The organism is Bacteroides rodentium JCM 16496, from assembly GCF_000614125.1.
Lineage (GTDB): Bacteria > Bacteroidota > Bacteroidia > Bacteroidales > Bacteroidaceae > Bacteroides > Bacteroides rodentium.
Map to the genome: position 1 here is coordinate 1 of NZ_BAKJ01000003.1, position 16,209 is coordinate 16,209.

13 protein-coding genes and 4 pseudogenes are annotated in these 16,209 nt (G+C 40.6%); 10 read left to right on the plus strand and 7 right to left on the minus strand.

All coding sequences use genetic code 11. The annotated features are described in order from the left end of the window. Both JCM16496_RS01555 and JCM16496_RS01560 read left to right on the plus strand, forming a co-directional pair. A partial coding sequence (locus JCM16496_RS01555; protein ID WP_025831847.1) for a hypothetical protein occupies positions 1-226 on the plus strand: 226 nt, incomplete at its 5' end. A gap of 1 nt (position 227) precedes the next feature. After that, positions 228-995 carry a metallophosphoesterase gene (locus JCM16496_RS01560; RefSeq protein WP_025831849.1) on the plus strand — a complete coding sequence of 256 codons (768 nt, stop codon included), beginning with the start codon at positions 228-230 and terminating at the stop codon, positions 993-995. Between the two features lie 627 nt (positions 996-1,622). Here the strand turns inward: JCM16496_RS01560 and JCM16496_RS01565 are convergent. Next, the gene (locus tag JCM16496_RS01565; RefSeq protein ID WP_025831851.1) at positions 1,623-2,048 is read right to left on the minus strand and encodes a YdeI/OmpD-associated family protein; all 426 of its coding nucleotides are present in this window, start codon (positions 2,046-2,048) and stop codon (positions 1,623-1,625) included. 159 nt (positions 2,049-2,207) lie between these two features. On the opposite strand from JCM16496_RS01565, the gene JCM16496_RS01570 reads away from it, so the two are divergent. The 6 genes and pseudogenes from JCM16496_RS01570 to JCM16496_RS01595 all read left to right on the plus strand — a co-directional run bounded on the left by JCM16496_RS01570 (position 2,208) and on the right by JCM16496_RS01595 (position 9,416). Next, entirely contained in the window at positions 2,208-2,411 is a 204-nt protein-coding gene (locus tag JCM16496_RS01570) for a helix-turn-helix domain-containing protein (protein ID WP_025831852.1), read from the plus strand. A 1-nt stretch (position 2,412) separates the two neighbouring features. After that, positions 2,413-5,642 (plus strand): annotated as a pseudogene (locus JCM16496_RS01575) (type I restriction endonuclease subunit R). Positions 5,643-5,647: 5 nt separating this feature from the next. Then, positions 5,648-7,308: pseudogene (locus JCM16496_RS01580) on the plus strand (HsdM family class I SAM-dependent methyltransferase). Next, positions 7,301-8,300 (plus strand): annotated as a pseudogene (locus tag JCM16496_RS01585) (virulence RhuM family protein). Before JCM16496_RS01580 ends, JCM16496_RS01585 begins: the two co-directional pseudogenes overlap by 8 nt. 133 nt (positions 8,301-8,433) lie before the next feature. After that, the gene (locus JCM16496_RS01590; RefSeq protein ID WP_025831853.1) at positions 8,434-8,736 is read left to right on the plus strand and encodes a hypothetical protein; all 303 of its coding nucleotides are present in this window, start codon (positions 8,434-8,436) and stop codon (positions 8,734-8,736) included. Continuing rightward, complete coding sequence (locus JCM16496_RS01595) at positions 8,733-9,416, plus strand: restriction endonuclease subunit S (protein WP_025831854.1); 684 nt, start codon at positions 8,733-8,735, stop codon at positions 9,414-9,416. The genes JCM16496_RS01590 and JCM16496_RS01595 overlap by 4 nt, the downstream gene beginning before the upstream one ends. Here the strand turns inward: JCM16496_RS01595 and JCM16496_RS01600 are convergent. Beyond that, positions 9,352-10,623: a restriction endonuclease subunit S gene (locus tag JCM16496_RS01600; RefSeq protein WP_025831855.1), complete on the minus strand. Its 1,272-nt coding sequence runs from the start codon at positions 10,621-10,623 to the stop codon at positions 9,352-9,354. The genes JCM16496_RS01595 and JCM16496_RS01600 overlap by 65 nt on opposite strands. Positions 10,624-10,679: 56 nt before the next feature. Further along, complete coding sequence (gene xerA, locus JCM16496_RS01605; RefSeq protein WP_025831857.1) at positions 10,680-11,672, minus strand: site-specific tyrosine recombinase/integron integrase; 993 nt, start codon at positions 11,670-11,672, stop codon at positions 10,680-10,682. A 62-nt stretch (positions 11,673-11,734) separates the two neighbouring features. Between xerA and JCM16496_RS01610 the strand changes: the two genes are divergently transcribed. Together JCM16496_RS01610 and JCM16496_RS01615 are read left to right on the plus strand one after the other, a co-directional pair. Further along, complete coding sequence (locus JCM16496_RS01610) at positions 11,735-12,415, plus strand: restriction endonuclease subunit S (RefSeq protein WP_025831859.1); 681 nt, start codon at positions 11,735-11,737, stop codon at positions 12,413-12,415. 52 nt (positions 12,416-12,467) lie between these two features. Beyond that, on the plus strand, positions 12,468-13,190 hold the full coding sequence (locus JCM16496_RS01615) for a DUF2971 domain-containing protein (protein ID WP_439644504.1): 723 nt from the start codon (positions 12,468-12,470) through the stop codon (positions 13,188-13,190). Positions 13,191-13,276: 86 nt separating this feature from the next. On the opposite strand, the gene JCM16496_RS01620 is transcribed toward JCM16496_RS01615, so the two are convergent. From JCM16496_RS01620 to JCM16496_RS01635, 4 genes and pseudogenes are all read right to left on the minus strand, one after another. After that, positions 13,277-13,681: a hypothetical protein gene (locus JCM16496_RS01620; RefSeq protein WP_025831865.1), complete on the minus strand. Its 405-nt coding sequence runs from the start codon at positions 13,679-13,681 to the stop codon at positions 13,277-13,279. A 35-nt stretch (positions 13,682-13,716) separates the two neighbouring features. Then, positions 13,717-14,657 (minus strand): annotated as a pseudogene (locus JCM16496_RS01625) (relaxase/mobilization nuclease domain-containing protein). Continuing rightward, positions 14,647-14,955 (minus strand): MobC family plasmid mobilization relaxosome protein, encoded by a 309-nt coding sequence (locus JCM16496_RS01630; RefSeq protein ID WP_025831866.1) that lies wholly within the window; start codon positions 14,953-14,955, stop codon positions 14,647-14,649. Before JCM16496_RS01630 ends, JCM16496_RS01625 begins: the two are co-directional and overlap by 11 nt. Before the next feature lie 138 nt (positions 14,956-15,093). Next, positions 15,094-16,173: a DUF6371 domain-containing protein gene (locus JCM16496_RS01635; RefSeq protein WP_025831867.1), complete on the minus strand. Its 1,080-nt coding sequence runs from the start codon at positions 16,171-16,173 to the stop codon at positions 15,094-15,096. Positions 16,174-16,209: the final 36 nt, after the last annotated feature.

The window sequence follows — 16,209 nt, forward strand, 5'->3', positions numbered from 1 at the left end:
GAACCATTATCCTTTTCTATGCTTTGATGGTGGATACAAAGATGTGTGGCAATTGTTTGGGCACGTTCACACGAGGAAAAATAACACTGGAATTGACGCTGCCCGGCTTCAGTATCTCTATCCAACGCAATACGATGTCGGAGTTGATAATAACAACTTCACACCTGTATCATTTGAACAGGTTAAGAGAATTATAAACAAACAAATAGAAAAAGGAGAACAGTAATATGAAGATACAATATATGAGCGACCTGCATTTGGAGTTTAGTGATAACAGCAGGTGGTTAAAACATAATGAATTACCTGTAATAGGTGATATTTTGGTGCTTGCCGGAGATATATTTTACTTGAAAGACAAGGTTGCACCTTTGACGAATTTCTGGAAATGGGCATCTGCTAATTATCGCCAAGTACTTATTGTACCCGGAAACCATGAGTATTATAATTATTGCGATGTGATGGATAGAGGATTGCAATGGAAATGGATGTTCAAGGAAAATGTAGGGTATTATCAAAATCAAGTGGTATGGATAGATGATACAGATTTTATCATGAGTACTTTGTGGTCTCAGATTTCTCCTGCTGATGAATATTTTGTATGGAAGGGTATGAATGATTTTCGTCAGATAATGTATCAGGGTAAATTGCTTCAAACGGAGGAGTTTAATCAGATGCATACTTTCTGTTTGGATTTCATCAAGCAAAGTCTGGCAGAAAGTACAGCAAAGCACATTGTGGTTGTGACACATCATCTTCCGACATTGGAGGTGGTAGCCAATCATCATAAAGGTTCTGTTCTAAACAGTGCGTTTGCCACTGATTTGAGCGAACTTATATCCAATAATCGTATAGATGCTTGGATTTATGGGCACTCACACACCAATATTGATACTGAAATAAATGGTACAAAGGTTGTCTGCAATCAGATGGGATATATCTTTCAAAATGAACATATAACCAATGGCTTTGACCCAAGTAAATGTTTAATCTTGTGATAGGTGATTGCTTATCCTATAATTAATCTTATGCCTCAATGTGTCATATAGTAAATAAAAACGAATGGATTTATATACTATATGATATGTTGAGGCTTTTGGTTGGGCAAATAGGTATGTTACCGATATTCAGAATAAATATCTTGTAACGTATCATAGAATCTCCAACCGCAATCAGATACGCTGTCAATAAGTTCTCGTTCCACTTTCGATTGAACTATCCCAATTTTTCGGATAGTTGCCTCTTTTAGTATGCTCTACTGATTCGTAAATCTGTCTAAGATGGTAGTTGATAGTTCGTACATTTACTCCAAACAAATCAGCCATACATGTTAAATGTATATTTTACACGTTGCGAAATGAGCCGAATACTAATCTAACCATTTCAACCGTATGGTTAAAATGCTCTGTTGTATTAAGTCCTTTATGGTTGGCTATCGCAATGGCTTTGCTTATTGTGCGTGTGAATTTTGATAGGTACTATAACCTGATGCAACACACAAATCACGAGAAATCTAATACTCTGAACCGCTTTTATGCAGCTTTTTTATTTGTTCAAAATCAGAGCGGATAGGGGATGTGTTGTTTTCTTCCATTGTCCTTATTACATTTTAGAATTGCGAAAGCCTACTTATATAAATCCGGTCTCAATTCAATATTATGCTTCTTGATAATTTCTTCTATCGGAGAGCCTTTGGGAATTACTTCGTAGGAATAAGATTTCTCAAATGCTTGTCGTCCGGCATCTGTCGTAAGTCCTCGGTCTTCAAGATTCATACAGCGTTCTTTGTTTAACTCAGTCCAATGACTTCTTTTGCGACGAGGTGAAAGCCGTTGTGCAAGACGTCCGTCAGGCAATTTCTTTATGGTTGAATCAATCCACCCGAAGCATAATGCTTCCTCAACGACCTCAATGTATGGAATACATGTGTATGTGGGCTGTTTAGAGCGTGAAGTGATAACCCAACACGATTTCGCTTGGTTGTGGTTATCCTTCAGCCAATTCCTTAGCTCGTTGCGGTCTGTGAAGTCCAGTAGATTGATAATTTCCATTTCTGCCTCTTGCTTGTAATTCAATTGATATAGTTATAATTCAATTGTTTTTGATTATTATGGGGCATAACTCATTTGAGAATTGCCTTTTCTTAATGCAAATATACTCTATTGTCGAATATAATTCACTATATTTGCACTATAAAATCGAATCAAAGAATGAAACTGAATAGAATAAAGGCTGTATTATCTGAAAAAGGTATCTCTCAGACATGGTTGGCAAAGAAACTTGGCAAGAGTTTCAGTATGGTAAATGCTTATGCCTGTAATAGGATTCAACCGAATTTGGAAACCTTGCAACAGATAGCAGAGATATTGCAGGTCGATTTGAAGGATTTGATAACCGACAAAAAGGATAGGTGATATGAAGCAGTTTTCGGAAGCTACACGGGTGCAGATGCCTGCAATGGTTCACCTGACCCGAATAGGATATACTTACTTTGGTAAGTTGAGTGAAGATAAGAATGGCACGGTCTATGACGGTGACACGAATATTCTTTTGCAGGTATTTGAACGGCAGTTTAAAAATCTGAATCCCGGACACGAGGGAGAGTTTCTTCAAGTTTTGAAAGATATTCGCAAGGAACTGAACGATGATGATCTCGGTCGAGGCTTTTACAATCGCCTCAAAGCCGTTTCGCCTGTAAAGCTGATAGACTTTGATAACATTGGGAATAATACGTTCCATTTCACAGCCGAATTTACCTGTAAGAACGGACAGGATGAATTTCGTCCTGACATTACTTTGTTCGTAAACGGGTTGCCACTTTGTTTTGTAGAAGTGAAGAAACCCAACAATCATGGTGGTATGTTGGCAGAGAGCGCACGAATGAACAAAGAACGTTTTCCCAATAAGAAATTCCGCCGTTTCATCAACATTACGCAGTTGATGATATTCAGCAATAATATGGAATATGATGCGTTGGGCGGTATCGTACCCATACAAGGGGCTTTCTATTGTACTGGGGCACGTTCATACGCACCATTCAATTGCTTCCGTGAAGAAAATTTAAGCGGTCAGAAAATTGCACCATTCCATCGTGACTACCTGTATAAGGAGATTGACAAAACGGTGGAAAAACTGATATTGTCTGATTACAACTGCCAAGTTATTCATACAAGCCCTGAATATCAGACAAATCTCGGTTTCAATACTCCTACAAACCGAATTTTAACCTCTATGTGTTCACCTGAACGGTTGTTGTACATCATTCGATATGGTATTGCCTATGTCCGTATGGAGCGTGAGGTGGATGGAAAGATAGAATCTACCGACCAAAAGCATATCATGCGTTACCAACAATTGTTTGCATCGTTAGCTATTCGCCAAAAACTGGCAGAGGGGATAAAATCGGGCGTAGTATGGCATACACAAGGGAGTGGTAAAACCGCCTTGTCATACTATCTGACCGATATTCTTAACGATTTCTACTCCAAGCAGAACAAGGTTGCCAAATTCTATTTCATAGTTGACCGTCTTGACCTTTTGGAACAAGCCACACAAGAGTTTGAAGCTCGTGGACTGGTAGTATCTACTGCCAATACAAGAGCCGAACTGATGGAGCAGTTTCGCAGTAATCAGGCTCAACAGGGTGTAAGCGGACAGGCAGAAATTACGGTTGTGAACATTCAACGCTTTGCCGAGGATAAAGAAAAAGTACGCATCAGCATTATGCAACCAATCTTCAACGCATCTTCATTCTTGACGAGGCACATCGAGGATATAAACCCGGTGGCTGCTTTCTTGCCAATCTCTTTGATGCCGACACCGATGCTGTCAAAATCGCACTTACTGGTACACCGTTGTTAAAAGAGGAACGTGCCAGTTGCAAGGTGTTCGGTAATTATCTGCACACCTACTATTACGACAAGTCCATTGCCGACGGCTACACGCTGAAAATCATACGCGAGGATATAGAAACCTCCTACAAAGAACGTTTGTCTGATGTGTATGACAAACTGGAAACCCTTGTGCAAAAAAAGGACATCCGTAAGTCGGAAATCATAGAGCATCCAAGTTATGTAAACGAGTTAGCTCGTTACATTATGACGGACTTAAAAGAGTTTCGCAAGATACAGGGTGACGATACTTTGGGTGGTATGGTTATCTGTGAAACCAGCGAACAGGCAAGACGGCTTTATGATGTATTCCAAGAAGAGTGGCAGAAGTATCAGCCGAAGCCCATCAAGATAAAACTTGCCGATGGTTCGTATGTGGTGGGTGAGCCGGAAGTGGATTACAAATCAAAATACAGACCGCTGAAAGCCGGAATCATTCTTCACGATACGGATGATAAGGAAACTCGTAAGCAGATAGTCAAGGACTTCAAGAAAAATATGACAGTGGATATTCTCATTGTCTTCAATATGCTTTTGACTGGTTTTGATGCGCCACGTTTGAAACGCCTGTATTTCGGGCGCAAATTGAAAGACCACAATCTGCTTCAAGCCATAACACGTGTAAACCGCCCTTATCCCGGTATGCGTTACGGTTTTGTCATTGACTTTGCCGACATCAAGCGCAACTTCAAGGAAACTAATGAAGCATATTTGCAAGAGCTAAACCGCTTTAATGATGTAGATGAGACTGGCGAATCCGCTGCTACCGACACCTTTACCCAAGTCATTGAGGACAAGGAAGAGATATTGAACCAAATGAAGAAAGTTCGGCAAACGCTCTTCAATTACACATATGACAATGCAGAAGAATTTTCTTCTGAAATCTCCACTGAAGAGGATAAAGCTGTATTGCTCGACCTCAAACAGGCATTGGAATCAGCCAAGAACATGGCGAACATCGTGCGTACATTCGGTGATGATGAAATGAAAGAGCAATTTGTCAAACTCGAAATCACCAAGTTGCCGCAACTACTCTCTGAGGTACAGAGACGGATTAGTATCATCAATCAGAAAGAGGCTTTCAATACAAACGAGGAAACGAAAACTCTTATCAATGAGGCAATGATGGATATTGAGTTCACTTTCTCCAAAATAGGACAAGAGGAAATGCACCTTATATCCGGTGGTGTGGAATTGAAAGAGAAATGGCAGCGTACCATTTCTTCGTTTACCCAGAACTTTGACCAAGACGACCCGGAGTTCATTTCGTTGCGTGAAGCATTTATGGAACGCTTCAAGGAACATGGTTTTGTGATTGACACGATAGCCAAGTTCAACGAGGAAACACAGGCTTTGGATGAAATCATCGGTCGCCTGCAAGACCTACAAAAGCGCAACAATGTCTTGTTGAAAAAGTACAAGGGCGATGAAAAATTTGCTCGTGTACACAAGCGCATACGTGAAGTGAATAAGCAAAGGGAAGATAAAGGACAGAAGCCTATGTTCTCTTTCCTTGATGAAGAGATTGCAGCTATCCTCAATATTATAAAAGAGGATGTAGATGCCAAAGTGTATGACCGTAACGACATTCTGAAAAAAGATGCTTATTTCGGGCGCACGGTAATGGCTCTCATCAACGGATGCCTGTTTCATTTTCCGCAAATCAAGCCGGAGATGGACGATTACAAGTTCATCCAGACACGTATTTCACAACAGTATATCAACCAATATAACGCCACTTACGGCATTGCATAAAGATTATGTCAGGGATTAAAGAAAAAACATTAAAACTCATCGATGGGCTTAAAGCCACCTGCCAATCATACGGTATGGGAAACGATGGTAACGAATATAAGATTATCACTCAGGTATTTCTATATAAATTTCTGAATGACAAATTCGGCTATGAACTGAAAAATGCGAAAAGCGAAATAGCCAAGAAACTGACAGGAAATGTAAAATGGGAAACGGCATACGAGAATCTTTCAGACGATGAACGTATGCTTATTCAGAGTGCCATTTCGCCTGATGTTCCAATGCTCGAACCATACCATCTGATTGCCAATCTTTGGAATCAGCAAGGGAAAGGTGATTTTGACGCGATATTCGACTCCACGATGACGGATATAGCGGAACTGAATGCAGATATATTCTCCACGCAGACCACAGCCAACACAAAGATTCCATTGTTCGAAGCATTGACACCGTTTGTGACCGATTCGGCACAACGTGCGCCATTTGCCCGTGCTCTGGTGGATAAGCTCGTGAATTTCTCTTTCGAGGAAGCGTTTGCACAGAATTACGACTTCTTCTCCAGTATCTTTGAATATCTGATTAAAGACTACAATACAGCCGGAGGTGGCAAGTATGCGGAATATTATACGCCTCATGCCATTGCCACGATTATGGCTCGTCTGTTGGTGGGCGACAATGCCGACCTGCATAGCATGGAGTGTTACGACCCCTCGGCAGGAACAGGTACATTGCTTATGGCGCTCAGTCATCAAATAGGCGAAGACCGCTGCACCATCTTCTCGCAGGATATTTCCCAGCGAAGCAATAAGATGCTGAAATTAAATCTATTGCTTAACGGACTTGTGTCTTCGCTTGACAATGCTATTCAAGGCGATACACTTGTAAGCCTTATCACAAGAGTGATGACGGACAGCAGTTGCGCCAATTCGATTTTGTGGTGAGCAATCCGCCCTTCAAGATGGACTTCTCTGATACCAGAGAGAAGATTGCTGCCATGCCAGCCCGTTTTTGGGCGGGAGTACCTAATGTGCCTGCCAAAAAGAAAGAATCAATGGCTATATATACCTGTTTTATTCAGCACGTTATCAATTCACTGAAAAAGACAGGCAAGGGTGCGATTGTTATCCCTACTGGTTTTATTACGGCCAAAAGTGGCATTGAGAACAAAATTCTTCATCGGATTGTAGATGACAAAGTTGTGTTCGGATGTGTTTCCATGCCAAGCAACGTGTTTGCCAATACTGGTACGAATGTCAGTGTGCTGTTCTTTGATAAGTCGGCAACCGCTGACAAAGTAATCTTGATTGATGCCAGCAAATTAGGCGAAGAATATAAAGATGCTAACGGGCTGAAAAAGGTGCGCTTGAACGATGACGAGATAGAAAAGATTGTCGGCACATTCCAGCGAAAAGAAGCTGTGGAAGATTTCTCTGTGGCTGTTACTTACGATGAGATAAAGGAAAAGAACTATTCTCTTTCTGCCGGACAGTATTTCGACATCAAGATAGATTATGTAGATATTACGGAAGAAGAGTTTAATTCCCGAATGGCGGACTACAAGCAAATCCTTTTCGAGCAATTTGCAGAGAGCCATCGTTTGGAAGAAGAAATCATGAAACAGTTGGATGCTTTGCACTTCAACGTAAATGTAGGCAACAATGAGTAACGAAATACAGTTTTTGTTATATAGCCTCCCCGATGAAGAGGTAAGGTGCAGGTAGTTATAAAAGACGAGACCATTTGGTGTACACAAAAGGCTATGGCAGAGCTTTTCGGTATTGATAAATCGGGTATCAGTCGGCATATAGCAACATCTTTAAGGATGAAGAATTACAGCAAGACACGACAGTTGCAAAAATTGCAACCGTCGTAAATCGAGGTATAAGAGGTGAGGTTGAAGAGTTGGTCGATTTCTATAATCTCGATATGATTATTGCAGTAGGCTATCGTGTTTCTTCTCCCAAAGCAACCAAGTTCCGCCAATGGGCAACTAAGATTCTTAATGAGTATATTAAGAAGGGCTTTGTGCTTGACGATGAACGCTTAAAGCAAGGCACGGCACTATTCGGTAAAGACTATTTCCGTGAATTGCTTGAAAGGGTACGCTCCATCCGTGCCAGTGAACGGCGTATTTGGCAACAGATTACTGATATATACGCAGAATGTAGTATCGATTATGACAAGAACTCGCCTACCACACACGATTTCTATGCCATGATACAAAACCGTTTTCACTATGCCATTACTGGGCAAACGGCAGCAGAGATCATCTACACGAAGGCTGACCATACCCAAGAACACATGGGGCTGACCACATGGAAGAATGCACCTGATGGGCGTATCTTGAAATCAGATGTGTCAATAGCCAAGAACTATTTGCAGGAAAATGAAATTCGTCGGCTGGAACGTGCCGTAACAGGGTATTTTGATTATATCGAAGACCTCATAGAGCGTGAGAATGCGTTTAATATGGAGCAATTTGCAGCCAGTGTCAATGAGTTCTTGACTTTCCGCAAATATCAGATATTGCCGGATAAAGGATGTATTTCTGCGGCACAAGCCAAGGCAAAGGCTGAAAGCGAATACGATATTTTTAATAGAACCCAACGGATTGATTCTGACTTCGACAAACAGATTAAAGGAATGTTGGATAAGTAATTCTTCCACAAGTTGTGGAAAATTTATTTATCCAATGTCTACATTTACTCCACAAGTTGGGGAGCAAATACGGTTATTATAGAAGAGAATGAAGCTAAGTTGGGATACATAAACAATAAATTGAAGGAAAGACATGATTGATTACGATAAGATTTCACAATATGAAACCACTATGGCAATGAACCTTGTTAGTGGTGCTAATTTAATTGGCATGGCGATTTCAGACCTTATAGGAAACAAAACTCGATGTATATCTGAGAATGATTTACATAACGGTATTGAATACTTGATTGCCAAACAAAAGAAAGAAATAGAAGAAAACCAAAATCTTTCTACAACACAGAAAAATATAGCAAAAGAACAAGACGAATACCAATTAAAGATTCTGGAAGAATGGATAAAATCATATCTTAAGAACCAAAATAGATTACAATGAAATTGACAAAATATAAACTGAAAGAAATCCTTGACGTTACAAGAGGAGCAAGTCTCAGTGGCGAGTTTTACGCCACTGAGGGACAATATGTTCGTTTAACTTGTGGAAACTTCGACTATCAAAATAATTGTTTCAAGGAAAATAAGTCAAAAGACAATCTTTATTATGTCGGTGATTTCAAGTCGGATTTCTTAATGGATGAAGGGGATATTATTACCCCTCTGACAGAACAGGCTATTGGTTTGCTTGGCTCTACCGCCATTATCCCAGAAAGCGGTAAATATATTCAAAGTCAAGATGTGGCAAAGATTATTTGTAAAGAAGAACTGTTAGACAAGGATTTCGCTTTCTATCTCATATCTTCTACTTTAGTCAAACAGCAATTAAGTGCAGCTGCCCAACAAACAAAAATTCGCCACACTTCACCAGATAAAATCAAGGATTGTACCGTATGGATTCCTGAATTAACTGAGCAGAAACGTATTGGCAAGTTGCTTCGTAGCCTTGATCGTAAAATCGAGCTTAACCGAGCGATAAATCAGAATTTACGTACAAGCCGAGTGCAAAGCCAAACGAAATTTGAGTTTTGCCGAGACGCAACCGTAAATGCCGATGTCAGTCGGAATTTACCGACACTTGACCATTCATCAGAAGAGGTAGAAGCTCGTCACGCTGCTTGATTAACTGAGATATTTCTTGATTATTTTGCACAATAGCCTTACGAATAGCATTCGCTTTTCTATTATACGACATTAATATATCCATAGACGGAATAAAGCACTCTGTCTTACAGAGTTCAACAGGACTAAGATTTGCTTGTGCTGCACCATTAGCCAAATTGTCAACAACTGTTCGCATTGTGCCACTATTAAGATAATTGTAGAAATACTCCAAATACGATGCGTCACAATACAACAATCCTACACGCTGATTTAACAATAGATTTTTTTCACATACAATACACAATCTTCCACAATTTCCAGTTAACGAAATCAACCTGTCTCCGATTTGGAGAGAGATGTAATTTTTTGCACGGTTCGGAATCTCGTCAACATAATCACAGCCAGATGTTACGAGTTCGCCGTCTTGAACATTCTTAATGGTAATAATTTTATAGCGTCCTAATGGCTTGTATGTCTCAGATTTGAATGGAAACCCTGACTTTATTTCAAGCCAACTATTGAGAGGTTTCACTTCCCAAGACTTTGGTATATATTTTTTCAGTTTCTCATTCCACACCATTTCGCCACCACTTGATTTATATGGCTTGCCCTCTTCATTCGGGAAATCAAATTGCACAAACCAGTAATCATAGAGTTGCTTTGCCATTACCTCTAAATTCTGATTTATCTGACGATTGAGCTCAATCTTTTTGTCTAAAGCAGAAAATATTTCGCCAATTTGCTTCTGTTCATGCAATGGAATTATTGGGACAGGAAAAGAATTGAGTGCTTCTACGGATAACGCATAGCGTTGTCCGCTTCCAGAGGCATTGCAAGCGAAATATTTTTTTGCGTAGTCAGTATGTAGAAGTGCATTCAGATAACGTCCATCTAAAATATCTTTGTTTGGAGATATTAGAGCGCAATGATAGCCCAGTATAACATCCTCAAAATCAGCTGCTATATAAGTAGGAATACCAATGTCATAACGAGTTTCACTGTCCTTTGTTAATGCAACTTGCCCTTTCTTCAGTTGGAACTTGGAAATTTCATTGGGACGAGCAGTGGCAAGCATAAAACTATCATGCTGAGCTATGGTGATAGCCCAGTTATAATAAACATCGACAAAATTACAGAGACGGATTTCTTTTTCTCCGTCTGTTATTTTTTTATCAACGCCACTGATTTCAACAGTAGCAATGTCTCCCAATTTATATTTTTCCATTTGCATCCAAATTAAGATGCAAAGTTATATAATTTTAGGCAGATTCCTGTGTTCGGTTACCCCAAATATTTCTTATGAGCTAACTTTACATTGTTTTGATTCACAATAGCATAATGCAGTGTGGTGTCAATGCGTACATGACCAAGTAATCGCTGTACCTGTTCGATGGGCATCCCTTTGTCGATAGCCATTGTTGCAAGGGTACGACGGAACTTGTGAGGATGAATTTTAGGCATAGAAAGGGATTGACCTAACTTTCGGATTCTGACTTCCACACCGCTGATAGTCAGTCGTGAATGTGGCAAATTGAGTGAAACAAATAAGGCGGGATTACTGTCTGTTCGCTCATTAAGATATTGTTGCAAATGTAATTTTGTACGGGCGTTGAAGTAAACTACACGCTCTTTGTTGCCTTTACCGAATACCACACATTGCCGCTCATGGAAATCTATATCCTCACGGTTCAGTTTAACCAACTCACCCACACGGATGCCTGTGGATGCAAGAATGTCTATAATGGCAAGGTCTCTCTTGTTAGTGCAACTATCCCTAAGTTGCTCTAATTGCTCGTCAGAAAGTACCTCCTTTACAAGAGAATCTGTCTTTACCTTGTGAATCCGTCTGACCGGGCTTTTGGCGATATAATCTTCATCTTCAAGCCATGCAAAGAAGCTGGAGAAGATGCGCCTCATATTGTCAATAGTTACTTTGCTTGATTGATGTTCTTCTTGATAATCGGATAGATAGGAGCGGATGTCTGTTGTGCTGATGTGGTAAATAGCCAAAGAGAGTGTAACCAACAATCGCTCAATGGTATTGCGGTAATATGCTAATGTCTTGTCCGAACATCCCTCTATCTTTTTAGCTGATATAAAGGAGTTAAGAAGATGCTCATTTTCTTGCGTTTGCTGTGTGGCGCAATCGCTTTTTTCTATGATTTCTACATTATGCAGTTCTGCTGCAAGCACGGCTTTAAGCCGTGCTATTTGTCGGCAATCCAAGTCACGCTGCATTTCCGCAACTATCGCCTGAATGATGTTCTCTTTCATAATTCTGATAATTTTATCCTTATATATAATATAAGAGACTGTTAAATCAGAATTTAGAGGTAATGGCAAAGCAACTCTATGATTACTGGTTTGTGCAATTTGATTTCCCGAATGAAGAGGGCAAGCCGTATAAATCGAGTGGTGGCGAAATGGTTTGGAATGAAAAGTTGAAGCGAGAGATACCAAAGGGGTGGAATGTTGCAAAATTGACAGACGAGATTGAATTACAATACGGTTTCCCATTTTCGACTGAATTGTTTACAGAGCAAGTAACGTCTGTTCCAGTTGTTCGTATTAGAGATATTCTTGATAATTCTGTTTCAGCATATACTACAGAAGAAGTTGATGAAAGGTATTTACTTCAAAAACAAGATTTACTTATAGGGATGGACGGAAATTTCCATATGAATTATTGGACTGATAATATTTCCTACCTTAATCAACGAAGCGTAAGATTAAGAGCAAAGAATAGCTCAAATGTATCTATTGTTCAAGCCAAATACGATATACAGCCATACATCAAGGCAAAAGAGGAAAGAGCAAAAGGTTCTACTGTGGGGCATCTTTCAGATAAAGACATGAAAGACCTATATGTCTTAGTTTGCCCTAATAAAAAATTAAGGGAGAAATTTGATTCAATTCTTTCAATGATTGTGAAAAATCGGAACGAAATCACTTTCCTCACTAAGCAGCGTGATGAGCTTTTACCACTTTTAATAAATGGACAAATAACAATAGAATAAAAAAATGTCTCGCATACTCTACAAATATTTAGATATAGTTGGCGCAAAGTGCATGATTGGAAACCAGAATCTCCAATTCACGAATGCGTCTCAACTGAACGATCCTTTCGATTGTCATCCAAAACTAATTGACTACTCAAATGTACCTGATACTAAACTTCAAGGATGGATATCTAAGGAATGGTGGATAGAGAAAGAAGAAAACGATGCCCTCAATTTGCGCAATGATACATGGCTATGTAGCTTGTCGAAAGTCAATAATTCATTACTAATGTGGAGTCATTATTGCTATAACCACAAAGGTGTTTGTATAGGACTTGACATAGACAAAGTGATGGAATCTGTTCCGCCAATGTTTGGTACAATATATCTTGAACCGCTTATTCTTGATGTTCAATATCAGGATATAATAGAGCGTCCTAACGCATATCATACCACAAAAGATTTATTCAGTTATCAATGGCGGACAAAAGCAAAGGAATGGGAATATGAGCAGGAGGTTAGATTAGTCGTGCCAAGCCCCTACGCTGCGTATGCCGCTTTTACACCACAACAAGCTGAACAGAACAAGGAAATATGGGATTGGCGAGAGATACGCCATTATATGCCACTAAAAGGCGAATGCTTTGAGTCTATCTATTTGGGTGTCAATATCGAACAAACTGAGAAAGAAAAAATAATCCAATATGTTCGCAAGGAACTAAATCCGCAAATTAGGTTGTACCAAATGGAAGTAGATGAAAATGCTTTTAGATTACGACCTGTAATCATATGAACGGTCAGGTGTCGGTAAATTCTGATTTATCGGTATATAAAAAGTTAAGGAGAGGAAAAATCCTCTCCTTAACCTTAAACCAAGTGTCAGACATTCAAATCTTTCATTGCCAATCCATAGTTCTCTTGCCCGAACAGGTCTTGATGGATGAGTTTCAGACCGAGCGTCTGATAATACTTGTAGTCATCACCTTCGGTGCAGAGGTATCTGTAACCGTAGCGCGGCATGTACTCCTTGAAGAAACGAGCCAAGTCCTTCAGACTTTCGGCTTGATTCTTCTTGAAATTGCTGCGCACGATGATGATAGACCAGTCGGGGAAGTTGCCTCTTCCGTTGCTATACTCCCAGAAACGGATGTAGCAGTCCAAATCACGCTCACGGATGTCCACACAAAAGCCATTGGCATTTTGCATCACGCTACAACTGTTTCTGTAGCCGAACTTCTCACACAAGTAGAGATTGAAATCAAGAATCAAATCTTTCTGTTCCATAAATAATTGAATTTAAAGTATTAATAAAAAGTGGATTATAAATGAAAGCCTCGCTTACGCTTAGCCTTTTTCTTTTTCATCAGACGATTGAACTCTGCTTCTTCTGCGGCAGTGGCATCATAGGAGGAACTGCCATTCAACAGACCAAGACTGATACTTGAACCATTGTCGGAATGGGAAACGCTTTGCTGCACCTCTTCATCTTTATGCGTGAACCCTTGTTTATGGTATTCAAATGAAGATGCACAAGCATTCTGCTCCAATCGGTTGTCGATATTCAAATAGCTGAACTCCCGGCTGACTTTTGAGCCGGAGAAAGAAAAGCCGTTGTACTCAAACTTGACTCCTTGTATCTCTCTTGTAGTCCGGCTGACCTTGAATTTCATATCAATGTCACGGTCGGCAAGGGCTTCTTTCAGTTCATCCAACTTTGAGCTTTGGGCAGTTCCTCTTTCAACGCTTTGTATATCTCGTGCTTTGCCCGGTCGTATGGGCGCAAGCGTTCCTCCTTGATATGGTCTTTGCCATTGGCAAAATGTAGTCGGTATTTTGCCGTCAGCATCTTACACGCCTTTTCATTTCTGCGGAAGTCATTCTTGTCGCTAATCGTCTTACCGTCATTGTCCACACGATTGAAAACGATGTGGCAATGCGGATGCTCACGGTCGATATGCCGGGCGATGATGTACTGCGTGTTTTCGATGCCCATCAGTTTCATATAGTCATGGGCGATTTGCAACATCAACGTATCATCAGACTTCAGGCGTTCGCCATCTTCAGGAGAGAAGTTGAGTGAGGTGTGTCCGACAATATTCTTTACCTTATCGTTGAGCAACGCCTGTAATTCAAATTGCTCTGCCATCTGTTCAGGTGTACCATCCACTCCGGCTGCTTCCAGCAATTTGGATTTTTCCTCTTTGAGGACATAGCGGACACAACCTCCGAATGATGTTCCTTTTGTCTGCTTACCTATCATCTTTCAGTTGCTTTATGAGTTGGTTAATATGCTGCGCCACCTCCTCGCATCTTTTGGCAACGGCAAAGAAGCCGTAGGTGTTTGCCTGTTTCGCCAACTGGTTGAGATTGGTACTTTCACCTATCAACTGACGGATGATGTGGATATGCTCTTTCGTGATTCGCTCACGCACCGTTCCATTCTCAATGAGTGAGCGGATGACTGCGCTTTGGGTCTGCCTGCTCCGTCTGCAAAGCGCGCCGAGCCATGCGAATTGGTCGTAAGACAGACGGAGAGTTATTGTATATTTCTTTTCCATTTTGAATTGCTTTTAGTGAATAATTTGTGACCATCGGGAGCCGCCTCCTCAGACTTTTTGAGGAGCAAGTGGTCGGGAAATGTAATACACCGACATTAACTTGCTACAGTAAAAAAGTCTCGATTTCTCTCCCTTTGCTCAAAGTCTGAATCCCCGTTTCTTAGGCGGTGAAATCTTCGGTTGAGGGATATCTTGTTGTACGCTGGTGAGCTTCAAATCGAATGTCTCTATCAGTGTTTTCAAGTTTGGATTTCTCTTAATCATCTGCTGGAGTATGGCTTCATCGGGGCGTACCTTCAATAGATAATCGGCAATGTCGTACCCTTCTTTCCGTTCGTTTTTGGTTGCTTTGGCTTCCAGATAATCGAACAGTTGCACATCAATTCCATAGCTTTTCATCAACCCGATTTTGCTCTGCCAATAGTCGGTAGCTCCCAAATCGGGGAATAACACAACGCTTCTTCCGGCAAGGACGGACAGACTGTTGGTATTGAAACAACCGTTCTTTCCACCCGATGCAATCCATAGGAATTGGGGTAGGTAGTAGGATGCAATGAGAGCGGTTTTCTCGCTTTCGACCAATGCAACAGGACGGCTTTTGTCTTCTGGAAGCAAATGCTCACCAAAGAAGCATTGCTTCAGATTATAGTCCTCTTTATGTAGTACGGAGTGTACCCACGTGACATGATTGTACGGCTCTTTTATCCGTTTGCCCGTTGCCGGGTTGTAAAGCATTATCTTACCCGTGCGGACTCTATTCTGATAATCCATTTGCCAAAATACGGTTGCACCGTTCCAATACTTGGAAGTACCGACTTTGTATTTCTTCATCAGTTTCAATGTCTCGGCTTCTCCGAATTGAGCCGATAAGAATTGAAACAGTTTGTTGTCGGGATAGCGTTGCAATGACTGATTAACTATGTCCAAATCAATGTAGGAGGTGACTTTCGGCTCAATTTCTTTAATAGGCGTATAGCTCCGGAAGTTATCCTCGGACAACTTTTCTTTCTCAGACGGATTCCGTTCAAAGTAATCACGGGGCGTGAAATGATAACCGCATTTCTGCTCGTGGTCGCAACGCCCAACATAATCAGGGAACTGGATTCGTTTTTCCGTATCAATGTACTTGGAAAAACATCTTTTGCGATGGCAGTTCGGACAAGTATGCCGGGTACTGACACCTTTGTAGGGTTCTAATATGAATCTATGTGTACTCATTGTTTTTTTGTTTTGTGTGTCACTTCTGTCGTTATT